General features: G+C 73.1%; 15 protein-coding genes. 6 read left to right on the top strand and 9 right to left on the bottom strand.

The window, feature by feature from the left end:
- Nucleotides 1-141 precede the first annotated feature (141 nt).
- The 6 genes from HHX35_RS31555 to menB all read right to left on the bottom strand — a co-directional run bounded on the left by HHX35_RS31555 (nucleotide 142) and on the right by menB (nucleotide 7,103).
- The gene (locus HHX35_RS31555; RefSeq protein WP_182902302.1) at nucleotides 142-1,737 is read right to left on the bottom strand and encodes a helix-turn-helix domain-containing protein; all 1,596 of its coding nucleotides are present in this window, start codon (nucleotides 1,735-1,737) and stop codon (nucleotides 142-144) included.
- Nucleotides 1,734-3,065: a serine hydrolase gene (locus HHX35_RS31550; RefSeq protein WP_182902301.1), complete on the bottom strand. Its 1,332-nt coding sequence runs from the start codon at nucleotides 3,063-3,065 to the stop codon at nucleotides 1,734-1,736. The genes HHX35_RS31555 and HHX35_RS31550 overlap by 4 nt, the downstream gene beginning before the upstream one ends.
- A 72-nt stretch (nucleotides 3,066-3,137) precedes the next feature.
- Nucleotides 3,138-3,680: a DUF1203 domain-containing protein gene (locus tag HHX35_RS31545; RefSeq protein WP_182902300.1), complete on the bottom strand. Its 543-nt coding sequence runs from the start codon at nucleotides 3,678-3,680 to the stop codon at nucleotides 3,138-3,140.
- A 55-nt stretch (nucleotides 3,681-3,735) separates the two neighbouring features.
- On the bottom strand, nucleotides 3,736-4,377 hold the full coding sequence (locus HHX35_RS31540) for a DedA family protein (RefSeq protein ID WP_076435912.1): 642 nt from the start codon (nucleotides 4,375-4,377) through the stop codon (nucleotides 3,736-3,738).
- Between the two features lie 127 nt (nucleotides 4,378-4,504).
- Nucleotides 4,505-6,154: a 2-succinyl-5-enolpyruvyl-6-hydroxy-3-cyclohexene-1-carboxylic-acid synthase gene (gene menD, locus HHX35_RS31535; RefSeq protein WP_182902299.1), complete on the bottom strand. Its 1,650-nt coding sequence runs from the start codon at nucleotides 6,152-6,154 to the stop codon at nucleotides 4,505-4,507.
- Nucleotides 6,155-6,272: 118 nt separating this feature from the next.
- Nucleotides 6,273-7,103, bottom strand: a complete 831-nt coding sequence (gene menB / locus HHX35_RS31530) for a 1,4-dihydroxy-2-naphthoyl-CoA synthase (protein ID WP_079313902.1) — start codon at nucleotides 7,101-7,103, stop codon at nucleotides 6,273-6,275.
- A gap of 108 nt (nucleotides 7,104-7,211) precedes the next feature.
- On the opposite strand from menB, the gene HHX35_RS31525 reads away from it, so the two are divergent.
- The 3 genes from HHX35_RS31525 to HHX35_RS31515 all read left to right on the top strand — a co-directional run bounded on the left by HHX35_RS31525 (nucleotide 7,212) and on the right by HHX35_RS31515 (nucleotide 10,322).
- Nucleotides 7,212-8,345 carry an AMP-binding protein gene (locus tag HHX35_RS31525; protein WP_182902298.1) on the top strand — a complete coding sequence of 378 codons (1,134 nt, stop codon included), beginning with the start codon at nucleotides 7,212-7,214 and terminating at the stop codon, nucleotides 8,343-8,345.
- Between the two features lie 40 nt (nucleotides 8,346-8,385).
- Nucleotides 8,386-8,769 carry a hypothetical protein gene (locus HHX35_RS31520; RefSeq protein ID WP_182902297.1) on the top strand — a complete coding sequence of 128 codons (384 nt, stop codon included), beginning with the start codon at nucleotides 8,386-8,388 and terminating at the stop codon, nucleotides 8,767-8,769.
- Nucleotides 8,770-8,936: 167 nt separating this feature from the next.
- Entirely contained in the window at nucleotides 8,937-10,322 is a 1,386-nt protein-coding gene (locus HHX35_RS31515; RefSeq protein ID WP_182902296.1) for an RNA polymerase sigma factor, read from the top strand.
- 89 nt (nucleotides 10,323-10,411) lie between these two features.
- Here HHX35_RS31515 and HHX35_RS31510 read toward each other — a convergent pair whose 3' ends face one another.
- Entirely contained in the window at nucleotides 10,412-10,864 is a 453-nt protein-coding gene (locus HHX35_RS31510; RefSeq protein ID WP_259405570.1) for a hypothetical protein, read from the bottom strand.
- Between the two features lie 142 nt (nucleotides 10,865-11,006).
- Here HHX35_RS31510 and HHX35_RS31505 point away from each other — a divergent pair, with 142 nt between their 5' ends.
- The gene (locus tag HHX35_RS31505) at nucleotides 11,007-11,582 is read left to right on the top strand and encodes a TetR/AcrR family transcriptional regulator C-terminal domain-containing protein (RefSeq protein ID WP_220506111.1); all 576 of its coding nucleotides are present in this window, start codon (nucleotides 11,007-11,009) and stop codon (nucleotides 11,580-11,582) included.
- A gap of 324 nt (nucleotides 11,583-11,906) precedes the next feature.
- On the top strand, nucleotides 11,907-12,107 hold the full coding sequence (locus HHX35_RS31500) for a DUF5999 family protein (protein ID WP_182902294.1): 201 nt from the start codon (nucleotides 11,907-11,909) through the stop codon (nucleotides 12,105-12,107).
- Here HHX35_RS31500 and HHX35_RS31495 read toward each other — a convergent pair.
- Nucleotides 12,094-12,690, bottom strand: coding sequence for an alpha/beta family hydrolase (locus tag HHX35_RS31495; RefSeq protein WP_139577977.1), 597 nt, complete (start codon nucleotides 12,688-12,690; stop codon nucleotides 12,094-12,096). The genes HHX35_RS31500 and HHX35_RS31495 overlap by 14 nt on opposite strands.
- Before the next feature lie 89 nt (nucleotides 12,691-12,779).
- Here HHX35_RS31495 and HHX35_RS31490 point away from each other — a divergent pair, with 89 nt between their 5' ends.
- Nucleotides 12,780-13,193: a hypothetical protein gene (locus HHX35_RS31490; RefSeq protein WP_182902293.1), complete on the top strand. Its 414-nt coding sequence runs from the start codon at nucleotides 12,780-12,782 to the stop codon at nucleotides 13,191-13,193.
- Between the two features lie 17 nt (nucleotides 13,194-13,210).
- On the opposite strand, the gene HHX35_RS31485 is transcribed toward HHX35_RS31490, so the two are convergent.
- Nucleotides 13,211-13,753: a hypothetical protein gene (locus HHX35_RS31485; protein ID WP_182902292.1), complete on the bottom strand. Its 543-nt coding sequence runs from the start codon at nucleotides 13,751-13,753 to the stop codon at nucleotides 13,211-13,213.
- Nucleotides 13,754-13,756: the final 3 nt, after the last annotated feature.

Below are 13,756 nucleotides of genomic sequence, written 5' to 3'. Positions count from 1 at the left end.
CAACCATCGGTTGCACGTTTTCGGCAGGGCAGACGGGCAACGCGTTCACGCGCGAGAACCGCCAATGCGGTAGACGATGCGGTCGCCGGCGACCGGTGCGGCCTTTCGAGCGCGCGAGCGGTTCTTCCGGCGCTCGTCGTGCTATCGGCCGAAGATCCGCATCTGGAGCATGACGCCGAGCCGCGCGTCCGAGTCGGCCAGGTCCAGCCCGCCGATCTCGGTCAGCCGCTTGAGGCGGTAGCGGAAGGTGTTGGGGTGCACGTGGACCCGCGCGGCGGCGGCGTTGACGTCGCCGAAGGCGTCCAGGTAGGCCCGCAGGGTGGCGACCAGCTCGCTGCCGTGCTCGGCGTCGTACGCGAGCAGCCGCTCGTACGGCCCGGTGGGCGCCTGCTTCTCCGCCCTGACCAGATCGGACAGCTGGAGCAGCAACGCCTCGAAGTGCACGCTCGTATACCCGGCCACCTGGCCGGAGGCGCTCCTGGCGCGCAACACTCGCAGCGCCCGGTCGGCGTCGGCCCGCGACCGGGCCACCTCGGTGAGGTCGGCCGCCAGGCGCCCCACGCCGATGTTGGCCGCGTGCCGGGGGCCGACCCTGGTCAGGAAGCTCTCCGCCACGCGTACGGCCCGCGTCTCCTCCTGCCCGCCGGCCTGCAGGGGCAGCACGGCGTAGGCCACCGAGCCGACCAGCGCGGCGGCGGCCCTGGGGTGGATGGCCCCGACGTGCAGCGCGAGGGCGTCGCAGAACCGCTGCCTGTCGCCCTCCAGCCGGGCGGCGTCGTCGTAGGTCTCCTCGGTGAGCTGGGCCGCGAGCACGCACAGGCGCTCGCTCGCCACGCCCAGACGGCCCGCCGCCTCCGCCGCGTCGCGGCCGCCGGCGAGCACGGTCGACAGCAGGTCGGCGCGCAGCCGCCTGCTGGTGTCGGCCCCGGCGCGCTGCCGCAGGAGCTGTAACGCGACGATCTTGGCGGCGTCGGCGAGGGCGCGCCGCCGCTGCTCGCTGAGCGGCTCGCGCACCGCGGCCCAGATGGAGCCGAGGATCTCGTCCCCCGAGCGGACGGCCACCGCCGCCCGGTTGATCCCCTCGTCGTCGAGTTCGATGTAGATCGGCTCGCGGCTCTGGTAGAGCCGGCGGAAGACGCCGCCTTCCTCCAGCATCCGCCGATACCGCTCCGGCACCTGACGGCCGAGCACGGTGGCCACCCGCCCGGGGTCGGCCTCCTCCTGCCGCTCGGAGTAGGCCAGCACGCGCGAGGAGCGGTCCTCGATGGTCACCGGCGCGTCCAGCAGCGCGCACACGGCGTTGGCCAGCGAGAACAGGCCGTCCGGCGGGGGCTCTCCCGGCTCGGCGAGATCGCCTTCGCCCCGGAGCTCGGCCAGTAGCGAGCGCAGCAGGGCCGCCACCTGGGCCCAGGAGGCGGCGCGGGTGAGGCCGAGCACGGCGACCCCGGTCTCCAGGACCTTCGCGCGGAGCGGCTCGTCCACCTCCACCGGCCGCTTGACGACGATGCCGGCCGCCGGGCCGGCCGCGTCGAGCAGGGCCCGGATCCGCTCGGCCGAGTCCACGCCGACGGCGAGCACGAGAGCCCCCTCCTGCAGCAGCGGCTCGTCCAGGGGGTCGTAGATGTGCACCCCGGTGACCTCGGCGTCGAGGTCACCGGGTGAGGCGGCCACGTCGAGCACGGTGCTGCCGAGGTCCTCCAGGACCCGGCGCAGGCTGGCGCGCGGCCGTGCGCTCATTCCCCGCCTCGGCCGATCCTGGGCGTGGCCCGCGCGCCGAGGTGGACGTACGGCGTGCCGTCGGCGAGCCGGAAGAACACCGCCGACCACCAGTCGGGCTGCCCCTCCGGGCGGCCGACGAAGGTGACGTCGTCTACCGGCACGAGGTCGAAGTCCATGGGCGGCTGCGCGCCGGCGAGGGCGCCCGTGGCCTCCATGTGCGTCGCGAGCGCTCCGTCGCGCACGGTCATCGTGATGCGCATGCCGGCCCGCTCGTAAACCCCGGCGTACCGCTCCACGTCGGTCTCGTACGGCTCGGCCGGCGGGCCGAGCACGGGCGGGACGGTCAGGCCGAGCAGGTCGGCGAACAGCTCGGTGGCCACGGCGTGCTGGAAGGCGCCGGTCTGGCCGCCGTTGGCCAGCACGCACACGACCGTGCCCGTGCCGGGGACCGCCCAGAGCATGGCCGCCTGACCGATCGTGTTGCCGCCGTGGGAGATCACCCGGCGGCCGCCCCACTCGTCGAGGATCCAGCCGATCCCCCACTGCCGGCCCAGCGTGTGCGGGTTGGGGACGTCCACCTGCGGCTCCCACATCGCCTGCGGGTCGGCCAGCAGGCCGCCTTCGAGGTGGGCGCGGGCGAACGCCACGACGTCGGCGGCGCGGGCGCAGATCAGCCCGGCGGGCCCGGCCGAGCGCATCAGGCCCCACATCGGCGCGGGCGCGCCGCCCATGTGGCCCATGGCCGCGCGGAAGCGCAGGACGTCCTCCGGCAGGGTCCAGGTGTGGGTCAGGCCCAGGGGCTCGACGACCTGCTCGCGCAGCGCGGCGTCCCACACCTTTCCGGTCAGGCGCTCGACCGCCCGGCCCGCGATGGACAGGCCGGAGTTGCAGTACGAGTGGGTGGCCCCGAGCGGGTGGATCTGCGCGAGGTCCGCGCACGCCTCGACGTACTTCTCCAGGCAGTCGTCGCCCCTGCCGGTGTCGAGGAACAGGTCGCCGTCGATGCCCGAGGTGTGCGACAGCAGGTGCCGGAGCGTGACCGTCTTGGACACCTCCGGGTCCGCGACCCGGAACTCCGGCAGGATCTCCCGCACCGGGGTGTCGAGGGTGACCCGCCCCTGCTCGGCCAGCAGCATGATCTGCGTCGCCGTCCACAGCTTCGTTATCGAGCCGATCTGGAAGAGCGAGTCGGGGGTCGCCTCGACGCCGGTGGCGACGTTGAGCACCCCGGCGGCGAACTCGTGGACCTCTCCCTCGTGCAGGAAGGCCAGGGTCGCGCCGGGCACCTCGTACTCGGCGATCAGCTCACCGAGCCGGGTCTGCCATCGTCCTGCCACGTCAGCCATCGGAGGGGGTCCTTTCGTCGCCGGCCGTTGCCCGAACGCTAGGCGTCCTTTCCCGCCGCTGCTTCGTTCACCTCAACGAACCGGCGCGTCGCTCGTAGTGGGATTCTCCAACACACCGCGCCGCACCTCGAACAGGAAACAGCCGAACTCCACGGCCCGCACGTGGACCACCGCCGTCTCCGGGTCCTCCAGCAGGGTCTCCAGCAGGATCGACGCCGCGACGGGGTCGGCCGACTGGTGCGCATCCACGAGGTGCCCGTTCAGGATGGAACCGTCGGCGCGGTAGGTGCGGAAGACCCGGCGCGGCCCGCCCATGGCCGCCGGGTAGCCGGGCCCTGTCTTCGCCTGGGGGCCCTCGCACGGCTCCTCGTGGACGAACACCGGCCCGACCTCCTCGTACGCCCCGGGGTCGGCGCCGGTCTCCAGCGCCCAGCGGCGCAGCGGCGCGTAGGCCGCGAGCAGGACCGCCTCCCCGGGCCGGGAGCGGCGCAGGCAGCAGCGCAGCGGGCTGCCGCCCTCCTCCTCGACGATCCGGCGCGGCCTCCGCCCGGCGTCGTCGGTCTTCCTGATCTGGTCAAGCACGTCGGGCGCGATGGCCCTGATCTCGAACGTCATGCCCTCATCGTGGCCGTGCGGCCGTCCGAAGGGCTGGCGGGAAACGGACGGCGCGTTACGAGGCGCTGACGGTCTCCGGCACGGTCTCCTCCTCGCTCGCGGCCTTGGCGGCCTTGCGCTTGAGCCACAGGGTGGTGCCGATGCCGACCAGGACGGCGACCACCAGCCCCACCCAGGAGAAGCCCTTGAGCCACTTGTCGGCCACCACACCCAGGTAGTAGACCCCGGCCGTGGTCCCGCCTGCCCACGCGACGCCGCCGAGGACGTTGGCGACGAGGAAGCGCCAGTACGGCATGTGCAGGGCCCCGGCCAGTGGCCCGGCGAGGATCCGCAGCAGGGCGATGAAACGGCCGAAGAACACCGCCCACATCCCGTGGCGGTTGAACATGTGCTCCGCCCTGGCGATGTGCGCGGGGCCGAAGTGCTTGGGGAAGCGCCGTCCCAGCCGGTCGAACAGCGCCCGTCCGCCCTTGCGGCCGATCAGATAGCCGATGGAGTCCCCCACGATCGCGCCGCCGCTCGCGCAGAGCCCGACGACCAAAGGGTCCACGACCCCTCTGGACGACAGCAGCGCGGCGCTCACCAGCACGATCTCACCCGGGAGCGGGATGCCCAGACTCTCCAGCCCGATGACGGCGCCCACGAGCACGTAGACCCAGACGGACGGGATGGTCTGCAGCCACTCGTCGACGTGCATCTCACTCCCTCAACGCGGTAACAGCACCCATTCTGCCGTCGCCCCGCGAGTGCGACATCCGCCGAAAGGACCAACGCGGGTAACCCGGGAGAAGGACGGGCGTGCCCCGCCTCCGACCGGGAGACGATCAGTCGCGCATCGCCACGCGCACGGCGTCGCGCATCGCGGCGTGGACGGCCGCGTTGCTCACCCGGTCGGTGCGCGCCTCCACGATGCGCAGGCCGTCCCCCTTGATCGCCCTGGACAACTCCTCCGGGTCCTCGACCAGCGCGTACGGCAGGCCGCTCGCGGCCGCCAGATAGCCGAGATCCACCCCGTGGGGAGTGCCGAAGACCCGCTCGAACGGCTCCTCCAGCGCGGCCTGCGGCAGCAGCGAGAAGATCCCGCCGCCGTCGTTGTTCACCACCATGAGGCACAGGTCGGGCCGGGGCTCGCGCGGGCCGAGGATCAGGCCGTTCTGGTCGTGCAGCAGCGTGAGGTCGCCGATCAGCGCGTACGCCGGGCCGTTGTGGGCGAGCGCCGCCCCGACGGCGGTGGAGACCAGGCCGTCGATGCCCGACGCGCCCCGGTTGGCCATCAGCCGCAGCCCCCGCCGGGGGCGCATGGCCTGGTCGAGGTCGCGGATCGGCATGGACGAACCGCAGAACAGCAGCGAGCCGTTGGGCAGCACCTCGACGAGGTCCCTGGCCAGCCGCGGCTCGGTCAGCCCCGAGGAGTCGAGAACCGCGTCGATCGCCTCGCGGGCCACGTGGTCGGCGTGCCGCCAGGCGCGCAGCCAGGCGTCCCCGCCGGCCGCGATCGGGATCTCCACGGCCTGGGCCACCTGCGTCGCCGAGCGGGTCGGGTCGGGCCACCGGGTCAGGTCGGGGGCGACCACGATGTGCTCCTCGGCCCGGCGCAGCCACGACAGCAGCGGGCGCGAAAGCCCGGGGCGGCCGAGGGTGACCACGACATCGGGCCGGTGGGCGTCGGCCCACTCCTGGTCGCCCAGCAGGAAGTGGTAGGTCGAGATCGCGTGGTCGCCGTACCGGCCGCCGCCGTTGGGCTCCGACAGCACGGGCCAGCCCGCCATGCCCGCGGCGGCGACGTATCGCCGCACGTTGGCGGCGCCGTCGCCGACGACCAGCACCCCGCGCCGGGTCGGCGGGATGTGCAGGGCGGCGGAGGGCGGCGCGACCCGCGCCCGGAACCACGCGCCGGAGGCGTCGCCGTCCAGCGGCTCGCACCAGCTCGCGTCCCCGTCGGGAATCAGCGGCTCGCGGAAGGCGACGTTGAGGTGGACGGGCCCGGGGTCCGGCGGCCCGGCGGCGCGCTGGCAGGCCCGGGACACCAGCGACCGCCAGTAGGCCACCTGGCCCGGCCGCTCCTCGGGCACGCCGACCTCGGCGAACCAACGCACGGCAGAGCCGTACAGCTTGACCTGGTCGATCGTCTGGTTGGCGCCGGTGCCGCGCAGCTCGGGCGGCCGGTCGGCGGTCAGCAGGAGCAGCGGGACGCCCGACTCGGACGCCTCGATCACGGCGGGGTGGAAGTTGGCCGCCGCCGTGCCCGAGGTGCAGATCAGGGCCACCGGCCGCTCGGACCGCTTGGCCAGGCCGAGAGCGACGTACGAGGCCGACCGCTCGTCGACGCGCACGTGCAGCCGCACCCGCGACTCGGCGTGCGCGGCGAGCGCCAGCGGCGCGGACCGGGAGCCCGGGGCGAGCACCACGTCGGTGACCCCGCAGCGCACCAGTTCGTCGATCAGGACGGTCGAGAGGGCGGTCGCCGGGTTCACCGCCGCGCCCCCAGAACGCCCCGGTCGGCCCGGTTCCTGTCCACCCGCCCGTCTCCTCCTGTTCCCGCAGCCGCAAGCGTACGGCAAAACGGAGAGGCCGCCGTCATCACGCGGCCGTCTACGGGCGGCGGGGGAACTTCGAGAAGTCCGGCTTGCGCTTCTCCTTGAACGCGTCGCGGCCCTCCTGGGCCTCCTCGCTCATGTAGTAGATGAGCGTCGCGTCGCCGGCGAACTGCTGCATGCCGGCCGCGCCGTCGGTCACCGCGTTGAGCGCGCCCTTCAGCATGCGCAGCGCGAGGGGCGACTTCTCCAGCAGCTCGCGGGCCCACTGGACGGTCTCCTCCTCAAGGCGCTCCAGCGGCACCACCGCGTTGACCAGGCCCCACTGGAGCGCGGTCTGGGCGTCGTACTGGCGGCACAGGTACCAGATCTCGCGGGCCCGCTTGAGGCCCACGGTCTCGGCGAGCAGCCAGGAGCCGTACCCTCCGTCGAACGAGCCCACCTTGGGGCCGGTCTGGCCGAACCTTGCGTTGTCGGCGGCGATCGTCAGGTCGCAGCAGACGTGCAGCACGTGGCCGCCGCCGATGGCGTAGCCCGCCACCATGGCGATGACCGGCTTGGGGCAGCGGCGGATCTGCACCTGCAGGTCCAGGACGTTGAGCCGGCCGATGCCGTGGGTCTTGTCGTCCACGTAGCCGTCGTCGCCGCGGATCTTCTGGTCGCCGCCGGAGCAGAACGCCTTGTCCCCGGCGCCGGTGAAGATGATCACACCGACCTCGGTGTCCTCCTGGGCGCGGTTGAAGGCCTCGCGGAGCTCGAACAAGGTCGTGGGCCGGAAGGCGTTGTGCCGCTCGGGGCGGTTGATCGTGATCTTCGCCATCCCCTCCGCGGTCTCGTAGATGATGTCCTCGTACTCGCCCGACCGCTTCCAGTCGACCCCGCTCGTCACACCCGCTCCTTCGTCGTCGCCAACCAGGCGGTCGCCTCCGGCCACCGCGCCGGGACTAACCTTACGACCGTGCTCAGCCATCCCGGACACCACCCAGGACAGCGACCCGTGCACGCTCTCGTCCTGCCTCCGGGGCCCGCCCTGTCCGAGGCCGTACGGCAGGCCCTGACCGGCGACGGGCCCACCGTGCTGCCGCTTTCGCCCGACCTGCCGCGGCCCGCGCTCGAGGCGACGCTCGCCGCGCTGCGCCCCACCCACGTCGTGACCGCCGACGGCGTGCGGCGCGAGCCGGACGGCGCGCCGTCCGACGCCGCGCTGATCATCGCGACCTCCGGCTCCACCGGCGTCCCGAAGGGGGTGGAGCTGACGGCCGAGGCGCTGCTCGCCTCGGCCCGCGCCTCGCTGTCCAGGCTCGGCGCCCGCGAGGGCGACCGCTGGCTGTGCTGCCTGCCGCCGTCGCACATCTCCGGCGCGCAGGTGCTCGTCCGGTCGCTGCTGTGCGGCACCGAGCCGATCGTCCACGCGCGCTTCTCCCCCGACGAGGTCGCCGCGAGCGGGGCGGACCACGTCTCGCTGGTCCCCACCCAGTTGCGGCGGATGCTGGACGCGGGGGCGGACGTCGCGGCCTTCGGCACGATCCTGCTCGGCGGGGCCGCCGCCCCTCCGAGCCTGCTGGCCGAGGCCCGCGCGGCGGGGGCCAGGATCGTCACCACGTACGGCTCCAGCGAGACGAGCGGCGGGTGCGTGTACGACGGGGTGCCGCTCGACGGGGTCGAGGTCAAGATCGGCGGCGACGGGCGGGTGCGGATCGCGGGCCCTGTGCTGTTCTCGGGTTACCGCCTGCGCGAGGAGCGGCCCTTCGAGGGCGGCTGGTTCGTCACCTCCGACCTGGGCTCGATCGAGGACGGACGGCTCACCGTGCTGGGCCGGGCCGACGACGTGATCAACACCGGCGGCCGCAAGGTCGTGGCCGGCTCGGTCGCCGAGGTCCTGGCCGGGCACCCGGCCGTACGCGACGTCGTGGTGGTGGGCAGGCCCGACCCCGAGTGGGGCGAGATCGTGGTCGCCGTCGTGGTCCCCCGCGATGGCGGCGAGGTCACGCTCGGCGAGCTGAGGGCCTTCGCCAAGGAGCGGCTGCCCGCCTACGCCGCGCCGCGCGCCGTCGAGCTGGTGTCCCAGATACCGCTCCTGCCGAACGGCAAACCCGATATGGTCGAACTCAAGAACCGGAACCGCGGATGACCTTCGTGCGTCTGTAAGAGCAGGGGGAAGGGGACGCCGCATGCAACCGATCCGCTTCACGCCGGCCCACAAGATGATGGCCTCCGCCGTGCTCGTCGGCGTCGTCATCGTGGGCGGGGCGTCGGTCACGGCCGCCGCCTTCGCGGGCCGCCTGGACGACGTCGCGAAGGTGGGCGACGCCCCCGCCGCCAAGCTCGGCCCGGCGGCGGGCGGTCACGGGGGATCGGTCGAGGTCTCCCCCGACGATCCCGGCGACGGCGACCTCACCGGGCCGCGGTCCACTCCCGAGGCCGACCCCGACGTGGTGCTGAAGGAGCTCACGGACGACCCGGACGGGGTCGCCGACTACTGGACCCGCGACCGCATGCAGGACGCGAATCCCATGCCGGTGCCCCAGGTCAGCGTCAGCATCATCCCCGACTGACCGGCCCGCCCGGGGCGAGTCCGACGGCGTCCCCCGCGGGGTGAGGGAACAAACCGGGCGCGAGAGCGTTATTGATACTGGTGCGCAGAGCTGCCGGACGCCGCGCCCCGATCGCAAGCATCAGAACCTCGAACCAACCATGAACTCCGCAAGGAGGAGGTGTCCTCATGCCCCGGACCGCCGTGGCGGACTCGCCCGAGCGCGAGGCGACCCCGACGACGCTCGACCTGCTCCTGGAGCGAGGCCGTGCACAGGGTCGCCTTTCCCTGTCGGAGCTGCGCGAGGCCTTCGCGAAGGCCGGCGTCAGCCCCGTCGAGGGCCGCTCGATCCTGCGCGAGCTCACCGAGGCGGGCGTGAACCTGGCCGCCGACAACGGCACGCAGAACGAGCCGGGCGCGCAGACCGAGGCGGCAGCCGAGACGGGGGCGCGGACCCCCGCCAAGGCGCCGGCCAGGAAGTCCCGCCGGGCCGCCCAGGCCGCGGCGCAGGCCGCCAAGAACGGGCCGGCCGCCAGGAGCGCCGCGAAGAAGACGGCCAAGGCCGCCGACGAGGAGCCGTACGACGAGGAGCTGCAGGCCGACGAGGCCGAGGCGGAGGACAGCGAGACGCTCGACCTCGACGACACCTCCTCGGTCATGGGCGACTCGGTCCACACCTACCTGAAGTCCATCGGGCGCCGCACCCTGCTCACCGCCGCCCAGGAGGTGGAGCTGGCCAAGCGCATCGAGGCCGGGCTGTACGCCGAGTACAAGCTGGAGACCGCCGTCGAGAGCGGCGAGCACCTGCCCCCGCACGTGCGTGAGGACCTGGAGTGGGTCATCGAGGACGGCAGGCGGGCCAAGGACCACATGCTGGAGGCCAACCTCCGCCTGGTCGTCTCCGTGGCCAAGAAGTACACCGATCGCGGCATGGCCCTGCTCGACGTCGTGCAGGAGGGCAACCTCGGCCTGATCCGCGCCGTCGAGAAGTTCGACTACACCAAGGGCTACAAGTTCTCGACGTACGCCATGTGGTGGATCCGGCAGGCCATCCAGCGCGGCTTCGCCGACTCGGCCCGGACGATCCGGCTGCCCGTCCACGTGCTGGAGATGCTGTCGAAGCTGTCGCGCGTCGAGCGTGACATGCACCAGCGGCTCGGCCGGGAGCCCACTCCGGAGGAGCTGGCCGTCGAGCTGGACAAGACCCCGGACCAGATCGAGGAGCTGCTGCGCACCAGCCGGCAGCCGATCAGCCTCGACTCGACCATCGGCGAGGACGGCGAGACGCGCATCGGCGACCTCATCGAGGACGTCGACTCCCCCGAGGCGTCCGAGGTCGTGGACCGGCAACTGCTGGCCGAGCAGCTCAAGGGCGTGCTGAGCAACCTGTCGCCGCGTGAGGCGAAGATCATGAGCCTGCGCTTCGGCCTGGCCGACGGCAAGCCGCACACGCTGGACGAGATCGGCAAGCACCTGGGCCTGACCCGGGAGCGGATCCGCCAGCTTGAGAAGGAGTCGCTGTCCAAGCTGCGCCACCCGAGCAACACCCGCCCCCTGCTCGACTGGGCCAGCTGAGACTCGGACCGGCTGAGATTCGGGCCGGCTGATTCAGATATTCGTACGGCCCGCACCCCCAGGGGTGCGGGCCGTACTGCTGCCTGCGCTCAGCGGCCTGCGGCGGCCAGGCCCTTGCGCACGTCGCGCGGGGTCAGGCGGGCGGGGTCGCCCGTCTTGGAGGCGCGGGGCACCCGGGGGATGCCGCTGAGGCGGTGCGCCTCGCGCAGCGTGCGCAGGCGGTTCACCTCGTCGGTCCACAGGGCGCCGTCGGGGGTGGCCTTCGCCTTGCGCCGGGAGATCCTGCTGTCGTAGGACTTCACGCCGAAAGTGGCGCGCTGGCCCGCCTCCGCGGCGCGCAGCGCCTCGGTCAGGGCGGCGTCGAGGCCCAGGGCCGCCTCACGGAGCTCGGGGAGCGGCGCGCCCGCCGCCTTCGCCTCCTGGAACCGCCGCTGCGCCACCCGGACCTTCTCCAGCACGTGGTCGAAGTCCTTCCGGATCTCCAGATCCGCGTGGTAGCGGACCTCCGCCTCCCGGCTCACCCGCGGACGGAAAAACGCCATCGTCAGCCCCTTCGGTATCGGACTCGCGCAATCGAACGTGCGCAATCGAACTCGCGTCGCAGTCGGTAGCGTACGCGCTCCGCGCGGGGGCCCGCACCGCAGGGTGCGCCACCCTTTACGAAGTAAGGGTCGATATGGCAGCATGATCGCCGTGCCTGCCAAGCGACCACCCGTCCCCCTGTCCCGTGAGCGGATCATCGACGCCGCCCTGCACATCGCCGACGGCCAGGGCCTGCGCCGGCTGACCATGCGGCGTCTCGGCGACGCCCTCCAGGTGGAGGCCATGGCGATCTACCACCACCTGCCGCGGGGCAAGGAGGCGCTGATGGACGCCCTCGCCGAGCACGTGACGACCGTGGAGGTCGATCCGGCCGCCGCCACCACTTGGCAGGACAGGGCGCGCGCCTGGGCCCGCGCGAGCCGTGCCGCGCTGCTCGAGCACCCGGGCGTGCTGTCGCTGGCCCTGACCAAGCCGCCGAAGGGGTCGGCCCTCATCGCGATCACGGAGCAGACCGAGCAGTTGCGCGAGTCGGGGGCGGGCGACCCGGCCGGAGCGGTCCGCGCGCTGCGTGCCTACGTCTTCGGCAGCGTGGCGGTGGAGGTCCAGCAGTCGGGGTGGGCCGATCCGGACGCCGAGGTGCGCGACGCGCGCACCTCCGAGGGCGAGCGCGACTTCGAGCACGGCCTCGACGCGCTGATCGCGGGCCTCGGCGGCTAAGAGCCGGAGATTTCCGGGCCGGCCGCATCGGCCGTGTTCGGTGACCGGAATCTGTGATCTCTCGGTTACCCGGCCGTCGGCGTGTCGAGGCCGGACCGTTGCCTCCAATGGGGCATTCTTGTGTACTAGGTCACATCAGTGTGCGTGAGCCTGCTCGGGGTGCGGCCGGGTCCCCTGCCCGACCGGCGGAAATGCTCCGAACTGACTATGTCGTACGGATGCGGCCGAGCCGCAAACTGGTGTAGTCCAGTGTGGTGTGCGTCATACCCCACGGACACCAGGAAGACAAAAACGAGCGAACGATAAAGACACGGAGCCCCGGCGATGTGCCCTCATGAACCGGACTGTCCCAGCGCGGATGCAAAGGACCGAGAAGCCGCCCGCACGATAGCCTGTCACCCCGAGCAAGGCTGGAGCCTGCTCTGCAACGGCGTCGTGCTGTTCGAGGACACCGGCGAGCTGCTGCCCGACGGCGGCGTCATCGCCCCGCACCGCCCCACCGACATGGCCATCAGCGCGGCCTAGGCGAAAGCAGCCACCGCGCCACCACCTCGCCCACCCGGGCGGGGTCCTTCTTGAACTCGTGCCCCTCCCCCGGGAGGACCACGAGACGTGCGGCGTCCTTCTCGTCCGGCACGCCGAACGGATCCCGATCCCCGTTGACCACGAGCACGGGGGTCCCGGCCTGCCGCAGCTCTTCCGCCCGCGACCGTTCCGGCTTGCCCGGCGGATGAAGCGGGAACGCGAGCGCCACCACCGCCTCGGCCCCGGCGGCGCTCGCGGTGCGGCAGGCGACCCGCGCGCCGTTGCTCCGCCCGCCCTGTACGAGCGGCAGGCCCGGGTGGCGCTCGCGGAGCTCGGCGACGATCGACAGCCACGCCTCGTCCTGCTTGACCGCCGACCCCGGCGCCCGCGCGCCGCGCAGCCGGAAGGGCTGGGTCACCCGCGCGACGGTCCCCCCGATCGCCAGCACCGCGTCCCGCACGGCGAGCAGGTCGGGGGCGTCCACTCCTCCCCCGGACCCGTGGGTCAGGACCAGCAGCAGCCGGGGATCGGCCGCCTCGTCCACCTCGGCCAGGGCGCGGCCGTGCGGAGTCTCGATCTCCATGCGGCGACGGTAGCGGGTCCGACCGGAGCAGGAGCAGGCGACCCTCCGATCGGAGGATGGCAGCCCTCCGCGAAAGGGGCCAGAATGTCATGGTGACGGACATCGCATCGCAGCAGCCGCCGCCCGCGACCGGGCGCCCCGTCCCTCCGCCGCCGGCGGCCGCCTCGACCCGCGAGGACCTGCGCGCCGTCATGGCGGCCCGCCGCGACCTCGGCCCTGAGTACGAGGACGCACTGGTCGACTCGTTCCTCGACAAGCTCGACGTCGAGATCGCCGCGCGGATACGCAACGAGGTGGCGGGCCAGCTACGTCACCAGCCGCCCGGACCGCTGGTCAAGCAGAAGGACAGTGCCGTGGGCGTGGCCATGGGGTCGCTGGCCCTGGGCATCCCGCTGACCGGGATCGCGGTGGGGAACGCGGGCCCCGCGGGCCTGCTCCTCGCCTGGGGCGGGATCATCGCGGTCAACTTCGCCTACGCCGTCAGCCGACGCTCCCAGCGCTGACACCCGGCTGAGCGCCCTCAGCCGGCCGCGCCGGCCTCCATCGGGGGGCGGACGTCCCGGCCCAGGCGCAGCAGCACCTGCTCGGCGAGCGCGGGGTCGGGATGGTCGAGGCCGTAGCGCCACACGGTCTCCGCGTCGGCGTCGCGGCCCCGCAGCGGCAGCGTGCGGGCCAGCAGTTCGATCGCGAGCGCGCCGGTGCCCGCGTCGGCCCCCTCCTCGCGGCTGTCCTCCACCGCCCCGGCGAACTGCGCACACGCCATCTCCAGGTGCGCCATGCCGAGCAGCACCCGCAGGCGCGCCGGGTCGGCCACCGCGCTGACCGACAGCGCCTCAAGCAGGACGTCGGCGGCCCGCTCGGGTTCGCCGTCCTCCAGCAGCCGCTCGGCCATCCGCTCGACCACGACGGACAGGCCCTCGCCGGCCTCGCCCCGGTCCGGCGCGTCCTCGTCCGCGGCGAGTTCCGCGAAGATCGCGGCCGCGCCGTCGAGGTCGCCGCTTTCGGCGAGCCGGCGCGCGTGGTCGAGCCGGTCGGACCGCCGCCCGGAATCGATGGCCGTCATACA

This window comes from Microbispora sp. H10830 (assembly GCF_014161375.1).
Lineage (GTDB): Bacteria > Actinomycetota > Actinomycetes > Streptosporangiales > Streptosporangiaceae > Microbispora > Microbispora catharanthi.
The sequence above is the reverse complement of the archived record's forward strand: the minus strand, read 5'-3'. Positions and strand labels throughout refer to the sequence as shown.